General features: G+C 59.3%; 18 protein-coding genes and 1 riboswitch. All 18 genes read left to right on the plus strand.

Annotated elements, in window-relative coordinates:
• Nucleotides 1-4 precede the first annotated feature (4 nt).
• The 18 genes from sigF (at nt 5) to CLV97_RS11545 (ending at nt 14,952) form a co-directional block, all read left to right on the plus strand.
• The gene (gene sigF, locus CLV97_RS11460) at nt 5-772 is read left to right on the plus strand and encodes an RNA polymerase sporulation sigma factor SigF (protein WP_106345675.1); all 768 of its coding nucleotides are present in this window, start codon (nt 5-7) and stop codon (nt 770-772) included.
• 142 nt (nt 773-914) lie between these two features.
• Nucleotides 915-1,529 (plus strand): stage V sporulation protein AA, encoded by a 615-nt coding sequence (locus tag CLV97_RS11465; RefSeq protein WP_211295739.1) that lies wholly within the window; start codon nt 915-917, stop codon nt 1,527-1,529.
• Nucleotides 1,526-1,939, plus strand: a complete 414-nt coding sequence (locus CLV97_RS11470; protein ID WP_106345676.1) for a stage V sporulation protein AB — start codon at nt 1,526-1,528, stop codon at nt 1,937-1,939. Before CLV97_RS11465 ends, CLV97_RS11470 begins: the two co-directional genes overlap by 4 nt.
• 29 nt (nt 1,940-1,968) lie before the next feature.
• Nucleotides 1,969-2,538, plus strand: a complete 570-nt coding sequence (gene spoVAEA / locus CLV97_RS11475; protein WP_106345677.1) for a stage V sporulation protein SpoVABEA — start codon at nt 1,969-1,971, stop codon at nt 2,536-2,538.
• 301 nt (nt 2,539-2,839) lie between these two features.
• A complete protein-coding gene (gene lysA, locus CLV97_RS11480; protein ID WP_106345714.1) occupies nt 2,840-4,186 on the plus strand; it encodes a diaminopimelate decarboxylase in 1,347 nt (448 codons plus the stop codon).
• A gap of 137 nt (nt 4,187-4,323) precedes the next feature.
• Nucleotides 4,324-5,289 carry a COX15/CtaA family protein gene (locus CLV97_RS11485; protein ID WP_106345678.1) on the plus strand — a complete coding sequence of 322 codons (966 nt, stop codon included), beginning with the start codon at nt 4,324-4,326 and terminating at the stop codon, nt 5,287-5,289.
• Between the two features lie 76 nt (nt 5,290-5,365).
• Nucleotides 5,366-5,502, plus strand: a riboswitch (FMN riboswitch).
• A gap of 169 nt (nt 5,503-5,671) precedes the next feature.
• The gene (gene ribD / locus CLV97_RS11490) at nt 5,672-6,808 is read left to right on the plus strand and encodes a bifunctional diaminohydroxyphosphoribosylaminopyrimidine deaminase/5-amino-6-(5-phosphoribosylamino)uracil reductase RibD (RefSeq protein ID WP_106345679.1); all 1,137 of its coding nucleotides are present in this window, start codon (nt 5,672-5,674) and stop codon (nt 6,806-6,808) included.
• Nucleotides 6,790-7,452, plus strand: a complete 663-nt coding sequence (gene ribE / locus CLV97_RS11495; protein WP_106345680.1) for a riboflavin synthase — start codon at nt 6,790-6,792, stop codon at nt 7,450-7,452. Before ribD ends, ribE begins: the two co-directional genes overlap by 19 nt.
• Before the next feature lies 1 nt (nt 7,453).
• The gene (locus tag CLV97_RS11500) at nt 7,454-8,653 is read left to right on the plus strand and encodes a bifunctional 3,4-dihydroxy-2-butanone-4-phosphate synthase/GTP cyclohydrolase II (RefSeq protein ID WP_106345681.1); all 1,200 of its coding nucleotides are present in this window, start codon (nt 7,454-7,456) and stop codon (nt 8,651-8,653) included.
• Nucleotides 8,654-8,671: 18 nt separating this feature from the next.
• Nucleotides 8,672-9,142: a 6,7-dimethyl-8-ribityllumazine synthase gene (gene ribH, locus CLV97_RS11505; protein ID WP_106345682.1), complete on the plus strand. Its 471-nt coding sequence runs from the start codon at nt 8,672-8,674 to the stop codon at nt 9,140-9,142.
• Nucleotides 9,143-9,146: 4 nt separating this feature from the next.
• Nucleotides 9,147-9,902 (plus strand): segregation and condensation protein A, encoded by a 756-nt coding sequence (locus CLV97_RS11510; RefSeq protein WP_106345683.1) that lies wholly within the window; start codon nt 9,147-9,149, stop codon nt 9,900-9,902.
• Nucleotides 9,903-9,913: 11 nt separating this feature from the next.
• The gene (scpB, locus tag CLV97_RS11515) at nt 9,914-10,528 is read left to right on the plus strand and encodes an SMC-Scp complex subunit ScpB (protein WP_425440568.1); all 615 of its coding nucleotides are present in this window, start codon (nt 9,914-9,916) and stop codon (nt 10,526-10,528) included.
• Nucleotides 10,529-10,624: 96 nt separating this feature from the next.
• A complete protein-coding gene (locus CLV97_RS11520) occupies nt 10,625-11,290 on the plus strand; it encodes a DUF2953 domain-containing protein (RefSeq protein ID WP_106345685.1) in 666 nt (221 codons plus the stop codon).
• A complete protein-coding gene (ytfJ, locus tag CLV97_RS11525; RefSeq protein WP_106345686.1) occupies nt 11,263-11,715 on the plus strand; it encodes a GerW family sporulation protein in 453 nt (150 codons plus the stop codon). Before CLV97_RS11520 ends, ytfJ begins: the two co-directional genes overlap by 28 nt.
• Nucleotides 11,716-11,878: 163 nt before the next feature.
• A complete protein-coding gene (locus CLV97_RS11530) occupies nt 11,879-13,018 on the plus strand; it encodes a D-alanyl-D-alanine carboxypeptidase family protein (RefSeq protein WP_106345687.1) in 1,140 nt (379 codons plus the stop codon).
• Between the two features lie 4 nt (nt 13,019-13,022).
• Complete coding sequence (locus tag CLV97_RS11535) at nt 13,023-13,616, plus strand: nucleoside recognition domain-containing protein (RefSeq protein ID WP_106345688.1); 594 nt, start codon at nt 13,023-13,025, stop codon at nt 13,614-13,616.
• 53 nt (nt 13,617-13,669) lie between these two features.
• Nucleotides 13,670-14,179 carry a spore maturation protein gene (locus tag CLV97_RS11540; protein ID WP_106345715.1) on the plus strand — a complete coding sequence of 170 codons (510 nt, stop codon included), beginning with the start codon at nt 13,670-13,672 and terminating at the stop codon, nt 14,177-14,179.
• Nucleotides 14,180-14,226: 47 nt separating this feature from the next.
• Nucleotides 14,227-14,952 carry a pseudouridine synthase gene (locus tag CLV97_RS11545; RefSeq protein ID WP_106345689.1) on the plus strand — a complete coding sequence of 242 codons (726 nt, stop codon included), beginning with the start codon at nt 14,227-14,229 and terminating at the stop codon, nt 14,950-14,952.
• Nucleotides 14,953-15,015 lie beyond the last annotated feature (63 nt).

The raw sequence follows: 15,015 nt of genomic DNA on the forward strand, positions 1-15,015 counted from the left end.
GACCATGGATTCCGATGTTCGCAATTCCCGACACGCCCATTTGCCGGACGAGGAAGTGCGCCGGCTGATCGAAGCGAGCCAAAGGGGGGATGAAGAGGCGCGCAACCGGTTGGTCCGGCACAACATCCGCCTGGTTTGGTCGGTGGTTCAGCGGTTTCTCAACCGGGGCTATGAAGCGGAGGATCTCTTTCAGATCGGGTGCATCGGCCTGCTGAAGGCCGTGGACAAGTTCGATCTTTCCTACGATGTGAAATTTTCCACCTACGCGGTTCCGATGATCATCGGAGAGATTCAGCGGTTCCTTCGGGACGACGGCATGGTGAAAGTGAGCCGTTCCCTGAAGGAGCTGGCCAACCGCATCCGGAAAGTGAAGGATGATCTTACCAAGGAGTTGGGCAGGGTGCCGACGGTGAGCGAGATCGCCGCCGAGATGGGGGTCTCACCGGAAGAGATCGTTTTTGCCCAGGAGGCGAACCGGACGCCGGCCTCCATCCACGAGACGGTTTATGAAAACGACGGCGATCCCATCACGCTGATGGATCAGATCGCGGACGACTCGGAGGAGGCGTGGTTTGATAAAATCACCCTGAACGAGGCGATCAACCGGTTGAACAAGCGGGAGCGATTGATCGTCTACCTGCGCTTTTTCAAGGACCAGACCCAATCCGAAGTGGCCGAGCGATTGGGCATTTCCCAGGTCCAGGTTTCGCGTCTGGAAAAGAAAATCATTCAAAAGATCCGTCAGGAATTGGAGCCGCCTTCATCGCCCTGAAATTCCGCGGAAAGGCCGTCCGCCGAGAATCGTTTTCCGGCGGGCTGGCCTTTCTTTTTTTGTCGCCGCTTTCTTCTCCCGAATGGGATGCATTTCCGGGAACCATATTAATTCTAGAGACGACAGGAAGGGGCGGGTGTGATTGCATCCCGGCGTGGTCTACCTGCGGTTGAAAAAGAAAGTCCGGGTTTCTCCCGGTCAAAAGCTCCGCCTGGGGGATATCGCCCAGGTGCTGGCGGACGAGTCGGTGATGTCGATCGTCCGGTTGGAGGTTTACCGGTCCTCGCTGCGGGACGGCAACCTGGTTGTCATCGACGTGATGGACGTGATAGAGAGAATTCGCCGGGTTCATTCCGATCTGGATGTTCGCAGCGTCGGTCCCGCACAAACCATCATCGAAACGGAAGTTCGCCGACGCGTTCCTTCCGCCGTGTGGGTGGTGATGATCTGGCTTTTGTTGTTCGTGGGATCCGGGTTGGCCCTCATGAATTTTCACACGGATGTGAGCATGAAATCCGTTCACCAGCGCATTTATTATCTTGTCACCGGGCAGCACGACGCGCGTCCCCTGATCCTGCAGATTCCGTATTCTCTGGGAATCGGCGTCGGCATGATTCTGTTCTTCAACCACCTGTTCAAGCGGCGGTTCAATGACGAGCCCAGTCCTCTGGAGTTGGAGATGTTTTTGTATCAGGAGAACCTCAATCAATATGTGATCGACCATGAAAAATCCAAAAAGCCGCCGGATTCTCCATGATCCCGGAGTGGTTTGCGCTGGTCTTCATCGGATTGGCCGGGGGGTTGGCGGTGGGGAGCGGTTTCGTGGCCTTCATCACGGTGTTGGACATCGTTCCCCGCCTGGCCCAGATGTCCAGAACCGAAGGGAAGATCCATTCCTACGAATACGCGCTCACCGCCGGAGCCGTCGTCTCCACGTGGGTGGACTTTTTCGATTGGAACGGTCATCTTTCCGGATGGTGGTCCGCTCCCCTGGGTCTGTTTGCCGGATGTTTCGTCGGACTATTGGCGGCCGCGCTGACGGAGGTTCTCAATGTCCTGCCCATTTTGGCGAAAAGGATGCAGGTCCAACACGCCGTCCTGCATTTGCTGATGGCCATGGTTTTCGGGAAAGTTGCGGGCTCGCTGTTTCAGTGGCTCCTATTTTGATGTTGTGAATCACCGGGGAGGGAAGGGGCGTGAAGCGAAAAGTGATACTGATCACCGATGGGGATTACGTGGCCCGCGAGGCGGTGGAGGAGGTCGCCAGGCAGGTGGGAGGGCGCTCGATTTCCGCCTCGGCGGGCAATCCCACCCCCCTCTCCGGTGAAGAGCTGGTGGAGCTCATTCTTCAGGCCAAACACGATCCCGTGCTGGTCATGTTTGATGATTGCGGGTCCGGCGGGCCGGGGCGGGGGGAGCAGGCGATGGAGTATGTGGCGAACCATCCGAGGGTGGAAGTGCTGGGTGCGGTCGCGGTGGCTTCCAACCATCGCGGGGGAGAAGCGGTCCCCGTGGACATTCTGCTGGACCGGGAAGGGAACCAAGTGGTTCACGGCGTTGACAAGAACGGTTTGGAGATGGAAGGGGAACCTCCCGTCATCTGGGGGGATACCGTTGAAGTGTTGAACCGGATTTCCGTTCCCGTCATCGTCGGGATCGGCGATGTCGGGAAAATGGATCGGTTCGATGACGTGAAGCGGGGTGCGCCGGTAACCCGGAAGGCGGTGGAGCTGATTTTGGTCTTCAGCGAGAAAAACCGAAAATAGCGGACTGTTACGATTCAGACGGACAGGACCGTCGGCGTCCGGGCGAAAATAACGAATTCGCGAGGTTATATCGCCGAATATGGCGGTCCTGTCCCGGAGTCGGATGCGGAAAAAGATGCAGCGGAAGGAAGTCGGCGCCCTGTCACGGGATTTTGTTCCGGTCGACGGGTTTGTCTCGTTCGCTTTGGCAAAACTTTTTTGGACGAAGCATTTCAAAATGAAGTATAATGATGAGAAAATCAAGGCAGCCGTCCGGTCAAGCGGACGGCCTTTGTCCTATCGGGAGAAGGAGAGACAAAGCATGCGTCTGCACGGTACCGGGAGGATCAACGAACGCGGACACCTTGAAATCGGGGGCTGTGATACGGTGGAGCTCGCCCGCCGGTTCGGAACCCCCCTGTACGTGATGGATGAAGAGCTGATTCGGAAGCAAATGCGCCGTTACGTGAACGCCTTTCGAAAGACGGGGTTGTCTTTTCAGGTCGCATATGCCAGCAAGGCCTTTTGCACGATGGCGATGTGCCGGGTGGCGGAAGAGGAAGGGCTGCACCTGGATGTGGTTTCCGACGGCGAACTCTACACGGCGCTCAAAGCGGGCTTCCCTCCGGAATCCATCCATTTTCACGGGAACAACAAAACCCCCTTCGAGCTGGAAATGGCATTGGACGCGGGAATCGGCCTGTTTATCGTGGACAATTTTACCGAACTGTCGATGCTGGACCGAATTGCCGGGGAAAAGGGAGTGCGCCCGCGGATCCTGCTCCGGGTGACGCCGGGGGTGGAGGTGAGCACCCATCAATATATCCAGACCGGCCAGGAGGATTCGCGGTTCGGGTTCGGCCTGTCGAGCGGCCAGGCGATCCGGGCGGTGAAGGAGGCGCTCCAAGCCCGCCATTTGATCCTGGAGGGCTTTCACTGCCACATCGGTTCGCAGATTTTCGGAACCGGCGGTTACAAGTTGGCTGTCGGGAAGATGGCGGCTTTGGCGAAGGAGTTGCGGGACCGGTTCGGTTATCTGCCCCGCATTTTCAACGCGGGCGGGGGATTCGGCATCCGATACGTCGAAAAGGATCAGCCCCTCTCGCCGGAGGAATATGTGGAGGCGATCGCCGATGCCGTCCGGAACAGCTTTGAAGGCTTGCCCCTGCCCGAAATCTGGGTGGAGCCGGGCCGCAGCATCGTGGGGGAGGCCGGAACCACTTTGTACACGGTCGGAACGGTGAAGGAAGTGCCGGGCATTCGCAAGTACGTATCCGTGGACGGCGGAATGACCGACAATCTGCGTCCCGCCCTGTACCAGGCGCAATATGAGGCGATGCTCGCCAACCGGGCCCTGGAAACGCCGGAGGAAACCGTTTCAATTGCCGGGAAATGCTGCGAGTCGGGGGATATGTTAATTTGGGACTTGAAGCTCCCTCCCGTGCGGACGGGAGATATCCTGGCCGTCAGCTGCACCGGCGCCTACACCTATTCCATGGCCAACAATTACAACCGGAACCGCCGTCCGGCGGTGGTTTTCGTGCGGAACGGGGAAGCGGATCTGGTGGTTGAGCGGGAGACCCTGGAAGATCTCACCGGCAAGGATCGCATTCCCGATCGCCTGCGGGCGAACCCGGTGAGCGGAGGCCCCGCCCTGAAGGTGCGGTGAAAAGCCTTGGTCAGCGCAATAGGTCACCATCTCGCGGGCCGATTTTGTCCACTTTGTGTCGAAGCGCCCCTCCATCGGCTGGTGCGGAAGCTTCTGTGGTAAGATGAATGAAGGATTGACAAAAGGGGGTTCGAGACATGCGGTGGCTTCGGCCCTTTGCTCTTGTGACCGCTGCAGGCCTTTACTTGATCGTTCTCATGGGCGCTCTGGTCACCAAGACCGGCTCCGAAGACGGCTGCGGAAACACGTGGCCTTTCTGCAACGGGGAGATCTTTCCCACCTACGCCACGGTCGAAACCGTGATCGAGTACAGCCACCGGATCGTTTCCGCCTTGGTCGGCCTGATGGTGGTGATCCTGGCCGTTTGGGCGTGGCGCAGTTTTCGAAAAGACGGGATCATCCGGCTTTTGGCCTCAAGCGGCGTCTTTTTCATCGTGCTGCAGGGATTGCTCGGGGCTGCGGCCGTCGTCTGGGATCAGTCCGATGCGGTGATGGCGCTTCATTTCGGCTTCTCTTTGTTGTCCTTCGCCAGTGTGGCGTTGCTCGCCGTTTACATCTCCCAGGCCGGCCGGACGGAGGATCGCAGGTTGTTGACCGTTCCGGTCTCCCAGCGGCTGAGCTACGCGATCTGGGGGCTTGCCGTCTACACGTATCTCGTGGTTTACACCGGCGCTTACGTGCGACATACGGGCTCCATGATGGGTTGCGGAAATTCCTGGCCCCTGTGCGGAGGGCATTTGCTTCCCGATTTCTTCAGCCAAGCGGGCATCCAGTTGTTGCATCGTTACGCCTCGGGGCTTTGCCTGATCTTTACCGCTTGGCTCCTGTGGGTGATCGTCCGGCTTTACCGGGAGCGCCGCGAACAGTACCGCGATTTGTACAAAGCGGGATGGGTCGCGCTCTGGCTTTTGATCCTCCAGGCCCTGAGCGGCGCGGCGGTGGTGTTTACCAACATTCAGCTGATTCTGGCCCTGTTGCACGCGACATTCGTATGCGCTTATTTCACGGCAGTGAGCTACCTCTGCATGCGCGTCGGCCTTCCCTGGAAGCGGAAGGAGAGACATCCGGAGCGGATCGGCGATCCGGCGGCGACCCTTCGCTGATCCGGAAAGGAATGGACTTTACCCGACGGTTGCGGTATACTCATTAAAAGAAAACCGAATCGATTGATCCCTTGATCAAATCCTTCGGGGCAGGGTGAAATTCCCGACCGGCGGTGTTGGCGGCAAAGCCGCCTCAGCCCGTGACCCGCGTTTGCGGTGGACTCGGTGAGACTCCGGGGCCGACAGTGACAGTCTGGATGGGAGAAGGATGAAAGGGACGGGTCTACCCTTTTCCGTCTCGACCATTTCCGGGCGGATAAGGGCTTCTTTCGTAATGCCTTGGTCAGACCCGTATATGTTATTCCTTTCACAAACTTCCGGCCCCGAAGCGGGGCCTTTCTTATTTGGGACGGCCAACGGCCGAAACTTGCGGTCAAAGGAGATGGCGATGAATTTGCATGAAGAGTGGATGCGTTTGGCCCTTCGCTTGGCCGAAACGGGCCGGGGTCAAACCGCCCCCAATCCGATGGTGGGCGCGGTTGTCGTGAAGGAGGGGAGACTCCTCGGGTTCGGTGCCCATCTCCGGGCGGGCACACCGCACGCCGAGGTGCACGCTTTGAACATGGCCGGGCCGGAAGCGAAGGGGGCCACCCTTTACGTGACGCTGGAGCCTTGCAATCATTACGGTCGCACCCCCCCTTGCACCGAGCGGATCATCGTTGAGGGCGTCCGCCGCGTGGTAGTGGGCATGGCGGATCCCGAACCCCTCGTTTCGGGCAAAGGGATTGAGCGTCTCCGTCAGGCGGGGATCGAGGTGATCACCGGGGTGCTGGAGGACGAAGCCAGAAAGTTGAATGAGGCCTACGTTCACCACCGCCTCCACGGCCGTCCCTTCGTGACCATGAAAACCGCCGCCACGCTGGACGGAAAGATCGCCACGCGCACGGGAGACAGCCGGTGGGTGACCGGGGAGGAAGCCCGCCGGTATGTCCACCGCCTGCGTAGGGAGCATGATGCCGTCATGGTGGCGATCGGAACGGTCCTGGCGGACCGACCGCGCCTGACGGTCCGGCTGCCCGAGGGAGGGAGAAACCCGCTCCGGGTGGTGGTGGACAGCCGTCTGCGCATCCCTCTGGACACGCCGGTGACTGACGTGTCGGAAGCTCCCACCTGGGTTTTTTGCACCGAACAGGGGGATCGCGACAAGGAAAGGCGCCTTCGGGAGCGCGGAGTTGAGGTGATCGTCGCGGGAGAAGGCCCGCGGGTGGATCTGCGCGCGGTGTTCGATATCCTGGGCAAACGGGGGATTCTCTCCGTTCTCGCGGAGGGGGGCAGTGAATTGAACGCCTCTCTTCTCGAGGGCAGATGGGTGCAAAAGGCGGTGGCCTTCATCGCTCCAAAATGGGTGGGGGGATGCGACTCCCCCTCCGCCGTCGGGGGAGTCGGCGCCGAGAAGATGGCTGATTCGATTGCCCTGCGGGATGTGTCAGTGGAACGATTCGGGGAGGATGTATGCATCACAGGGTACCCGGTGTATCCGGAGGATCGGGGGTCGGAAACATGTTCACTGGAATCGTAGAGGAAGTGGGGAGCATCCGGCGCATGAACCGCCGGGGCATGGCGATGGAATTGGAAATCGCCTGCCGGCGGGTTTTGGAGGATGTTCGGATCGGCGACAGCATCGCCGTCAACGGGGTGTGCCTCACGGTGACCCGTTTCAGCGACGAATCCTTTTCCGCGGACGTGATGCCGGAAACGATGAGCCGGACCAATCTGGGGGAACTGGGGATCGGATCCCCTGTCAACCTGGAGCGCGCCTTGGCTGCCGGCGATCGGTTTGGCGGTCACTTTGTCCAGGGGCATGTGGATGGAACCGGCGTCATTGAAGCGCGCGTTCCCCATGAAAATGCCGTTTTGTTTCGGATCGGGGTCCCTCAGCGGTTGACGAGGTGGATGGTGGAGAAGGGATCCGTCGCTGTGAACGGGATCAGTTTGACGCTGGTGGAAGTGGGGGCGCGGCACTTCACCGTCTCCGTGATTCCCCACACGCTGGAGGTTACCCAATTGCAGGCGGCGCAGGTGGGTGATCGGGTCAATATCGAGTGTGACATGATCGCCAAATATACGGCTAAGCTGTTGGGCCGGGAACAGGACGGCCTGACGTTGGAGCGGCTCGAGCAGGAGGGATTCGTTCAGGCGCAATCCAGTGACGGGAGGCGGTAAGATGAGCGGTTTTCATGCGATCGAAGAAGCGATTTACGAACTGATGCAGGGAAATATGGTCATCGTGGTTGACGACGAGGACCGCGAAAATGAAGGGGACCTGGTGGCTCTGGCCGAAAAGGCCACTCCCGAGGTGATCAACTTCATGATCACCCATGGCCGGGGGCTCGTTTGCGCGCCGATCACCGAGGAGCGCGCCCGGGAGCTGGATCTTCCTCCGATGGTGCACCACAACACCGACTACCACGGAACTGCCTTTACCGTCTCCGTGGACCACGTCAGCACGACCACGGGGATCTCCGCTCATGAAAGGTCGAGAACGGTTCGCGCCCTGATCGATCCCGAAGCCCGTCCGGAGGACTTTCGCCGTCCGGGGCACATTTTTCCGCTGATCGCCAAAAAGGGCGGCGTCCTGAGGAGGGCGGGACATACCGAGGCGGCCGTCGACCTGGCACGGATGTGCGGAGCCTACCCGGCGGCGGTCATCTGCGAGATCATCCAGGAAGACGGAACGATGGCCCGGGTTCCCCAGCTGATGGAGATCGCCAAAAAGTATGACCTGAAGATCATTACCATCCAGGATCTGATCCGATATCGGAACCGGAAGGAGAACCTGGTGAGACGGGTTGCGTCGGTCCATCTTCCGACGGATTTCGGCGATTTTACGGCCATCGGATATGCCAACGACGTGGACGACAAGGAGCACATCGCCCTGGTCAAGGGAGAGATCGATCCGGAAAAACCGGTGATGGTCCGGGTTCACTCGGAATGCTTGACCGGGGATGTGTTCGGTTCCCATCGCTGCGACTGCGGGCCGCAGCTGCACGCCGCCTTGTCCCAGATCGACCGGGAGGGGACGGGGGTTCTTCTCTACATGCGGCAGGAGGGCAGAGGGATCGGCCTCCTGAACAAGTTGAAGGCGTACGAGCTGCAGGAGAAAGGTTTGGATACCGTCGAGGCCAACCTGAAGTTGGGTTTTCGCCCGGATCTCCGGGATTACGGCATCGGAGCGCAGATTCTGAGGGATTTGGGGGTGCGCAAAATGCGCCTTTTGACCAACAATCCCCGTAAAATCGCCGGCTTGAAAGGGTACGGCCTGGAGATCGTCGAAGTGCTGCCGATCCAGATGCCGCCCAACGAGGACAATTTGAACTATCTGCGGACGAAGAAGGCCAAATTGGGACATATGCTCAACCTTTGACAGGAAAGGGGATTTTCGGTGCCGAAGGTATATGAAGGGAAATTGGTCGGACAGGGGCTCCGATTCGGAATCGTCGTCAGCCGATTCAATGAATTTATCACCAGCAAGCTGCTGGCAGGGGCGGAGGATGCCTTGTACCGCCACGGCGCCTCCGAAGACGCGGTGGAGATCGCATGGGTTCCGGGAGCTTTTGAAATTCCCCTCGCCGCCGACCGGATGGCCGCATCCGGTCGCTATGACGCGGTGATCGCCCTGGGGGCGGTGATTCGCGGGGCGACGGCCCATTTTGACTATGTGGCCGGTGAAGTGGCCAAGGGAGTGTCCGGAGCCGCCCTGAAAAACGGCGTGCCGGTCATCTTTGGAGTGATTACCGTGGATACCATTGAACAGGCGATCGAGCGCGCAGGCACCAAATCGGGAAACAAAGGATGGGAGGCTGCCGTCACCGCCATTGAGATGGCGAATCTGATGCGGGAGCTGAAGGGATAAGGGAATGGATGTCACGATCAGACTGGAGGGCTTTGAGGGACCGCTGGATCTCCTTCTCCACCTCATCGAACAGTCGGAGTTGGATGTGTGCGAGGTTCCCATCGCCCGCATTACGGACCAATACATGGCTTATCTGTCGGCCATGAGGGAATGGGAGCTGGAGATCGCGAGCGAGTTTTTGGTGATGGCGGCCACCCTGCTCGCGATCAAGAGCCGCATGCTTCTTCCCCGCACCGATCCGGAGGAGGCGGCGGAGGGGCTGGACGGCGAGGATGAGGTGGATCCCCGGGAAGAGCTGGTCGAGCGGCTCTTGGAATACAAAAAATATAAGCAGCTGGCCGAAGTCCTGCGGGAATTCGAATCCCGGAGAAGTCGGGTGTACACGAGGCCGCCGGCCGATCTTTCCGCCTATGCCCAGGAGGAAAACCCCGTCGGCAACCTGACTCCCGACGACCTGTTCCAGGCCTTTGTCGAGGTGTTGTCCGACCGCAGGAGAGAGCCGCCCATCACCCGCATCGTACGGGAGGAGATTTCCGTCGGCGACCGCATGGAGGAATTGCTACATCTTCTTTCGGAAAACGGCGGGACGGTCCGCTTTTCCCGCCTCCTTCGGCGGAAGGCGACCCGGGAGCAAATCGTCACCACCTTTCTCGCCCTGTTGGAACTGATGAAGATGAAACGGGTGATCTGCCGCCAGGAGCAGCTGTTCGATGAAATCATCATCGTAGCCGTCGGAGAGAAGGGGGAAGGGCTCCATTGAACGAGCGTGAAATGCGGGCGGTGATCGAAGGGCTTCTGTTTGCCGCGGGGGATGAAGGGCTTCATCCGCGGGAACTGGCGGAAATTCTCGAGGTGGATGTTCAAACGGTGTTGGACACGGTCCGGAGGATGCAGGAGGAATGGAAGGAAGCGGGGCGGGGGCTGCAGATCGTGGAAGTGGCCAAGGTGTTTCAGTTGACCACGTTGCCGGAGTTCGCCCCCTATTTCGAGCGAATGGCCCGAAGCCCCAACCGATCCCAACTGAGCCGGGCGGCGCTGGAGACCCTGGCCATCATCGCCTACCGCCAGCCGATCACCCGGGCGGAGATTGAGGAGATCCGCGGGGTGAAGTGCGACAAGACGATTCAATCCCTGCAGCGGAAGGGGTTGGTGAAGGAGGTGGGACGGGCCGAGGGGGTGGGGCGCCCCATTCTGTACGGAACGACGCGGGAGTTTCTGGAGTATTTTGGATTGAAACACATCGAGGAATTGCCGCTGCCCGACACCGTCCTCGACTGGATGGAATGGGAGGAAAAACGGCGAGATCTTTACCTTCGGTTGGGTGTGGAACCGAAGGAAAGAAGCGAATCGGAGAAAGAGATTGTGCCCGCTGACAGCGGGAAGTGAGCCCGCCTTTCCCGAAACTTCGGGAAAGGCGGTTTTTTTGTTGCATGATCCGGCTTGCCTTTGCCAAAAATATTTCTGAATCGGAAGGTGTTGGGCATGCATGTCCTCGGGTGGATTTTTTTCATATTGCTGGTTCTTTTGATCCTCATCCCCTTTACCACGTTGTCGATCCGGTTTCAATACCGCAGGGAAGGGACCGACGATGAGCTGGGAGTGACTGTTCGCTGGATCGGGGGGTTGGTTCGCTTTCACTATTCCGTTCCCCTGTTGAAAAGGACGGAGCGGGGAGATCTCGCCGTCCGCCAGGAGTTGCGAACCGGAAAAGGGAAAACCCTCACCGTCAAGAAGCGCAGGATCACCCCGGAAACGATTCTCCGGTCCCAAAAGCGCTTTCGGGTTCTCAGGAGGGGCGTGCGCAATCTGAATGACACGATGCGCCGCTTTTTGAGGCATGTCACCTGCGAACGGTTGGAATGGGCCACCACCATCGGAACGGGTGACGCCGCCGAGACGGGAGTGCTCACGGGATTGGCCTGGGCGATCAAGACGACGTTCGTTTCGGTGGCGGGAAGGCATGTGCGGTGGGAGCGCCCTCCCGCGTTGAATGTCCGCCCTTCCTTCGAGGCAAAGCGCCTTGAGTCCAAACTGCTCTGCATAGTCCGGTTTCGCTTGGGGCATCTTATACTTGCCGTCACTCGCCTGTATCTAAATATGCGCAAAGGGAGTGAGGGGACATGGCGGAACACCCCCTTCAGGGCCTGATGACTACGGCGATGGAAAATCTGAAAGAGATGGTCGATGTGAACACGATCGTCGGGGATCCGGTGGAAACTCCGGACGGCAGCATCATCATTCCCGTGTCCCGCGTCGGTTTCGGTTATGCGGCCGGGGGGACGGATTTTACGATGGACGATTCGGATAAGAGGAAACGGCAATTGGATGAAGAGAAGCACGGAAAGGAAATGGGAGCCGATTTCCCCTTCGGCGGCGGGAGCGGGGGAGGGGTGTCGATCACGCCGGTGGCCTTCCTCGTAGTGGGTGAAAAGGGAATCCGCCTGCTCAACCTGGACGGACAGACCCACCTCCTCGACCGTTTGATCGATTTTGCCCCGGGATTGATGGAGCGACTGCAAGGAGCCGTCCGGGGAAAGAAGCGTTCGGAAGAACAACCCCGCATGGACATTTGAGATTCCGCGTCACGGAAAGGACCGATTCCCCGCAGGGAGGAAAATCGGTCCGTTCGTTTTTCGCCGGCCTGTCCGTCCCTTCTGGGGGCGGTTTTTTTGTGTTTCATAACCGGACTGGCCCGGCATATACATGTACAAAGTCCAGGCTGGGGTGGAGGATGGAATGCGTCTCACATCGATTCGCTGGATGATGGTCCTGGTCCTGGTGCTGCCCCTGGCGTTCCATGCGGCATCGGCGGCCGCTCCTCCCGGACCGGAGGTGAGCGCCCGATCGGCGGCGCTTTTGGATGTGGCCTCGGGCCGGCTGTTGTATGAGAAAGATGCGCACCGCCGCATGCCCATTGCCAGCGTGACCAAGATCATGACCGCGATTGTGGCCATCGAACACGGAAATTTGTCCGAGAAGGTGACGGTCTCTTCCCGGGCCGAAGGGGTGGAGGGCTCCTCCATTTATTTGAAGGCGGGCGAGCGGATTCCCCTCGAGCACCTGCTGTACGGGCTGATGCTCCGGTCCGGAAACGATGCGGCGGTGGCGATTGCCGAACATGTGGGCGGATCGGTGGAGGGCTTTGTCTACATGATGAATGAAAAGGCGGAATATCTGGGCTTGTCCGACACTCATTTTGCCAACCCCCACGGGTTGGATCATCCGGACCATTATTCGACGGCCGCCGATTTGGCCAGGCTGGCCGCGTACGCCATGAAAAATCCCGTGTTTCGTGAGATCGTGTCGACGGAGGTGAAAACCGTCCCTTGGCCGGGGGAGAAGTGGCACCGCAAGTGGTACAACAAAAACAAGATGCTCCGCTTTTACCGGTGGGCGGACGGTGTGAAAACCGGGTACACCAAAAAGGCGCGGCGGACGCTGGTTTCCTCGGCGAACCGGGACGGCCGCCGCCTGGTCAGCGTCACCCTGAATGCACCGGACGACTGGAATGATTCAATGCGCTTGTTTGAGTTCGGATTTCAAGAGTTTTCTCCCGTTCAGTTGGTGAAAAAGGGGCAAGCATTCGATTGGGCACGCGTGGCGGATGAGGAGGGCCGCGTGCTTCAGGCGGTGGCGGCATCGGAATTCGTCTATCCCCTGAGCGAGGACGAACGGCAGCAAATCCGGCTGGAGCCGGTGGTGACGCATCCGTTGGACCGGGTGGGACGGGAAGGGAAGATGGTGGGCAATGTTCGCATCTATCTGGGGGACGAATTGATCGGGACGGTGCCCCTTTTGACGCGGTACGGAGAAGAACCATCGGTATGGCGCCTCTTGCCTTCCGTGTTGCAGTATGTTTTTGGCAGAGGGGGTTGAGTCCTTGGTCAATCATATCTGGTTTTGGATGATATTGAGCGGCGTTGTGGCCGCCGTGGCTCAGGGCCGGGTGGAGCTGGTGACCCGGGCGGCGCTGACGGGGGCGAAGGAAGCGGTGGCGGTCTGCATCGGTTTGATCAGCATTCTCGTCTTCTGGATGGGCATGATGCGAATCGCTCAGGACGCCGGTCTGCTGGAGAAACTGGCCCGGCTGCTCCGCCCCGTGGTCCGTTTTTTGTTTCCGTCGGTCCCTCCGAACCACCCGGCCATGGGATACATCCTGAGCAACATCAGCGCCAATCTGTTCGGACTGGGAAACGCGGCAACCCCCATGGGCATCAAGGCGATGGAGGAACTGAAAAAGATGAACCCCGATTCGAAGACGGCGTCCCCGGCGATGTGCACGCTGCTCGCCCTGAACACCTCCGGCTTCACTCTGATTCCCACGACCATCATCGGACTCAGGATGAAATACGGATCGGCGGATCCGACGGAAATCATCGGCACCACTCTGCTGGCCACGTTGTGTTCCACCCTGGTGGCCATCCTGTTGGATCGTTGGTTCCGGGCCAGGTATTTTCGTGGGCGAATGGAATAAGGGGCCGTCGGGAGGGGTGAAGGAAATTGGAATGGATCAATTGGATCTCCAAGATGATGATACCGGCGATCATTGTCTTCATCCCTCTTTACGCCGCCTATTTTCGCAAGGTTCCGGTTTATGAGAGTTTCGTCGAGGGGGCGAAGGAGGGCTTTCCCACCGCCGTGCAGATCATTCCCCACCTGGTGGGGATGATGGTGGCCGTTTCCATCTTCCGGGAAACGGGGGCGATGCAGTTTTACCTGCAGCTTTTTCAGCCGGTTCTCTCTTTGTTCCATTTTCCCGAAGAGGCTTTTCCCCTGGCCCTGCTCCGCCCCATCTCGGGCGCCGGATCCCTTGCCTTCGTGGAGAGCATTTTTCGCGCCCACGGCCCGGATTCATATTTGGGCAGGCTGGTATCGACGATGCAGGGAAGCACCGACACCACCCTGTACGTATTGACGGTGTACTTCGGCGCGGTGGGTATCCGACGCTCCCTGTACGCGGTAAAGGTGGGACTCCTGGCCGATTTGGCCGGCTTTCTGGCATCCTGGCTGATCGTGACGCTGGTCTTCGGCGGCTGATTTGTCATTCTCATCGGGATTGGCTAAGATGAGGATGAGGTGAGAAGATGGAACGGCTGCAGAAGGTCATCGCCCGAGCGGGAGTTGCGTCCCGTCGGAAGAGCGAGGAGCTGATCCTCCAGGGTCAGGTGAAGGTGAACGGGGAGACGGTCACCACGCTGGGCGTGAAGGTGGACCCGCTCCGGGACAGGATCGAGGTTGGAGGGAAGCCGATCCGTTTGCCGCGGATGCGGCTTTTTGCCTTTTACAAGCCCCGGGGGGTGATTACCAGCATGTCGGATCCCCGGGGGAGGCCGGTGGTGGCCGATTACTTCCGGGACATCCCCGAGCGGGTGTTTCCGGTGGGAAGGCTGGATTATGACACCGAAGGTCTCCTGCTCGTCACCAATGACGGGGATCTGGCGAATCTCCTGATGCATCCCCGGTATGGGGTGGAAAAATGGTATCGCGCCACCGTCCAGGGGGATCCGACCGAAGAGGCGTTGGAGAGGCTGAGAGGAGGGGTCCGGCTGGAGGACGGATGGACAGCCCCCGCCAAAGTGCGTCGGATTCGTCGGGGAAAGGAGCATACCGTCCTGGAGCTCGTGATTCACGAAGGACGGAATCGGATCGTCCGCCGGATGTGCGAGGCGGTGGGCCATCCGGTCCGCCGTTTGATTCGGACGCGTTTTGCCTTTGTAACCCTGAAGGGTCTTTCCCCGGGGACTTATCGGGAGCTCACCCGAGAGGAGATTGAGCGCCTTCGCTCATCTTTCAAACAATCTTCAAAATGATTTTTTAGTCTCGTTTCCCCCCTGAGATATAATGGATCGTAAAGGCGCCTTTTCCCAAAATGT

Source organism: Planifilum fimeticola, from assembly GCF_003001905.1.
Classification (GTDB): Bacteria; Bacillota; Bacilli; order Thermoactinomycetales; family DSM-44946; genus Planifilum; species Planifilum fimeticola.

Excerpts from the sequence above, each read along its gene's own strand:
- sigF (WP_106345675.1), top strand. The coding sequence starts at position 5 with ATGGATTCCGATGTTCGCAATTCCCGACACGCCCATTTGCCGGACGAG.
- CLV97_RS11470 (WP_106345676.1), top strand. The coding sequence starts at position 1,526 with ATGATCCCGGAGTGGTTTGCGCTGGTCTTCATCGGATTGGCCGGGGGG.
- lysA (WP_106345714.1), top strand. The coding sequence starts at position 2,840 with ATGCGTCTGCACGGTACCGGGAGGATCAACGAACGCGGACACCTTGAA.
- CLV97_RS11485 (WP_106345678.1), top strand. The coding sequence starts at position 4,324 with ATGCGGTGGCTTCGGCCCTTTGCTCTTGTGACCGCTGCAGGCCTTTAC.
- ribD (WP_106345679.1), top strand. The coding sequence starts at position 5,672 with ATGGCGATGAATTTGCATGAAGAGTGGATGCGTTTGGCCCTTCGCTTG.
- ribE (WP_106345680.1), top strand. The coding sequence starts at position 6,790 with ATGTTCACTGGAATCGTAGAGGAAGTGGGGAGCATCCGGCGCATGAAC.
- CLV97_RS11500 (WP_106345681.1), top strand. The coding sequence starts at position 7,454 with ATGAGCGGTTTTCATGCGATCGAAGAAGCGATTTACGAACTGATGCAG.
- CLV97_RS11510 (WP_106345683.1), top strand. The coding sequence starts at position 9,147 with ATGGATGTCACGATCAGACTGGAGGGCTTTGAGGGACCGCTGGATCTC.
- scpB (WP_425440568.1), top strand. The coding sequence starts at position 9,914 with ATGCGGGCGGTGATCGAAGGGCTTCTGTTTGCCGCGGGGGATGAAGGG.
- CLV97_RS11520 (WP_106345685.1), top strand. The coding sequence starts at position 10,625 with ATGCATGTCCTCGGGTGGATTTTTTTCATATTGCTGGTTCTTTTGATC.
- ytfJ (WP_106345686.1), top strand. The coding sequence starts at position 11,263 with ATGGCGGAACACCCCCTTCAGGGCCTGATGACTACGGCGATGGAAAAT.
- CLV97_RS11530 (WP_106345687.1), top strand. The coding sequence starts at position 11,879 with ATGCGTCTCACATCGATTCGCTGGATGATGGTCCTGGTCCTGGTGCTG.
- CLV97_RS11540 (WP_106345715.1), top strand. The coding sequence starts at position 13,670 with ATGATGATACCGGCGATCATTGTCTTCATCCCTCTTTACGCCGCCTAT.
- CLV97_RS11545 (WP_106345689.1), top strand. The coding sequence starts at position 14,227 with ATGGAACGGCTGCAGAAGGTCATCGCCCGAGCGGGAGTTGCGTCCCGT.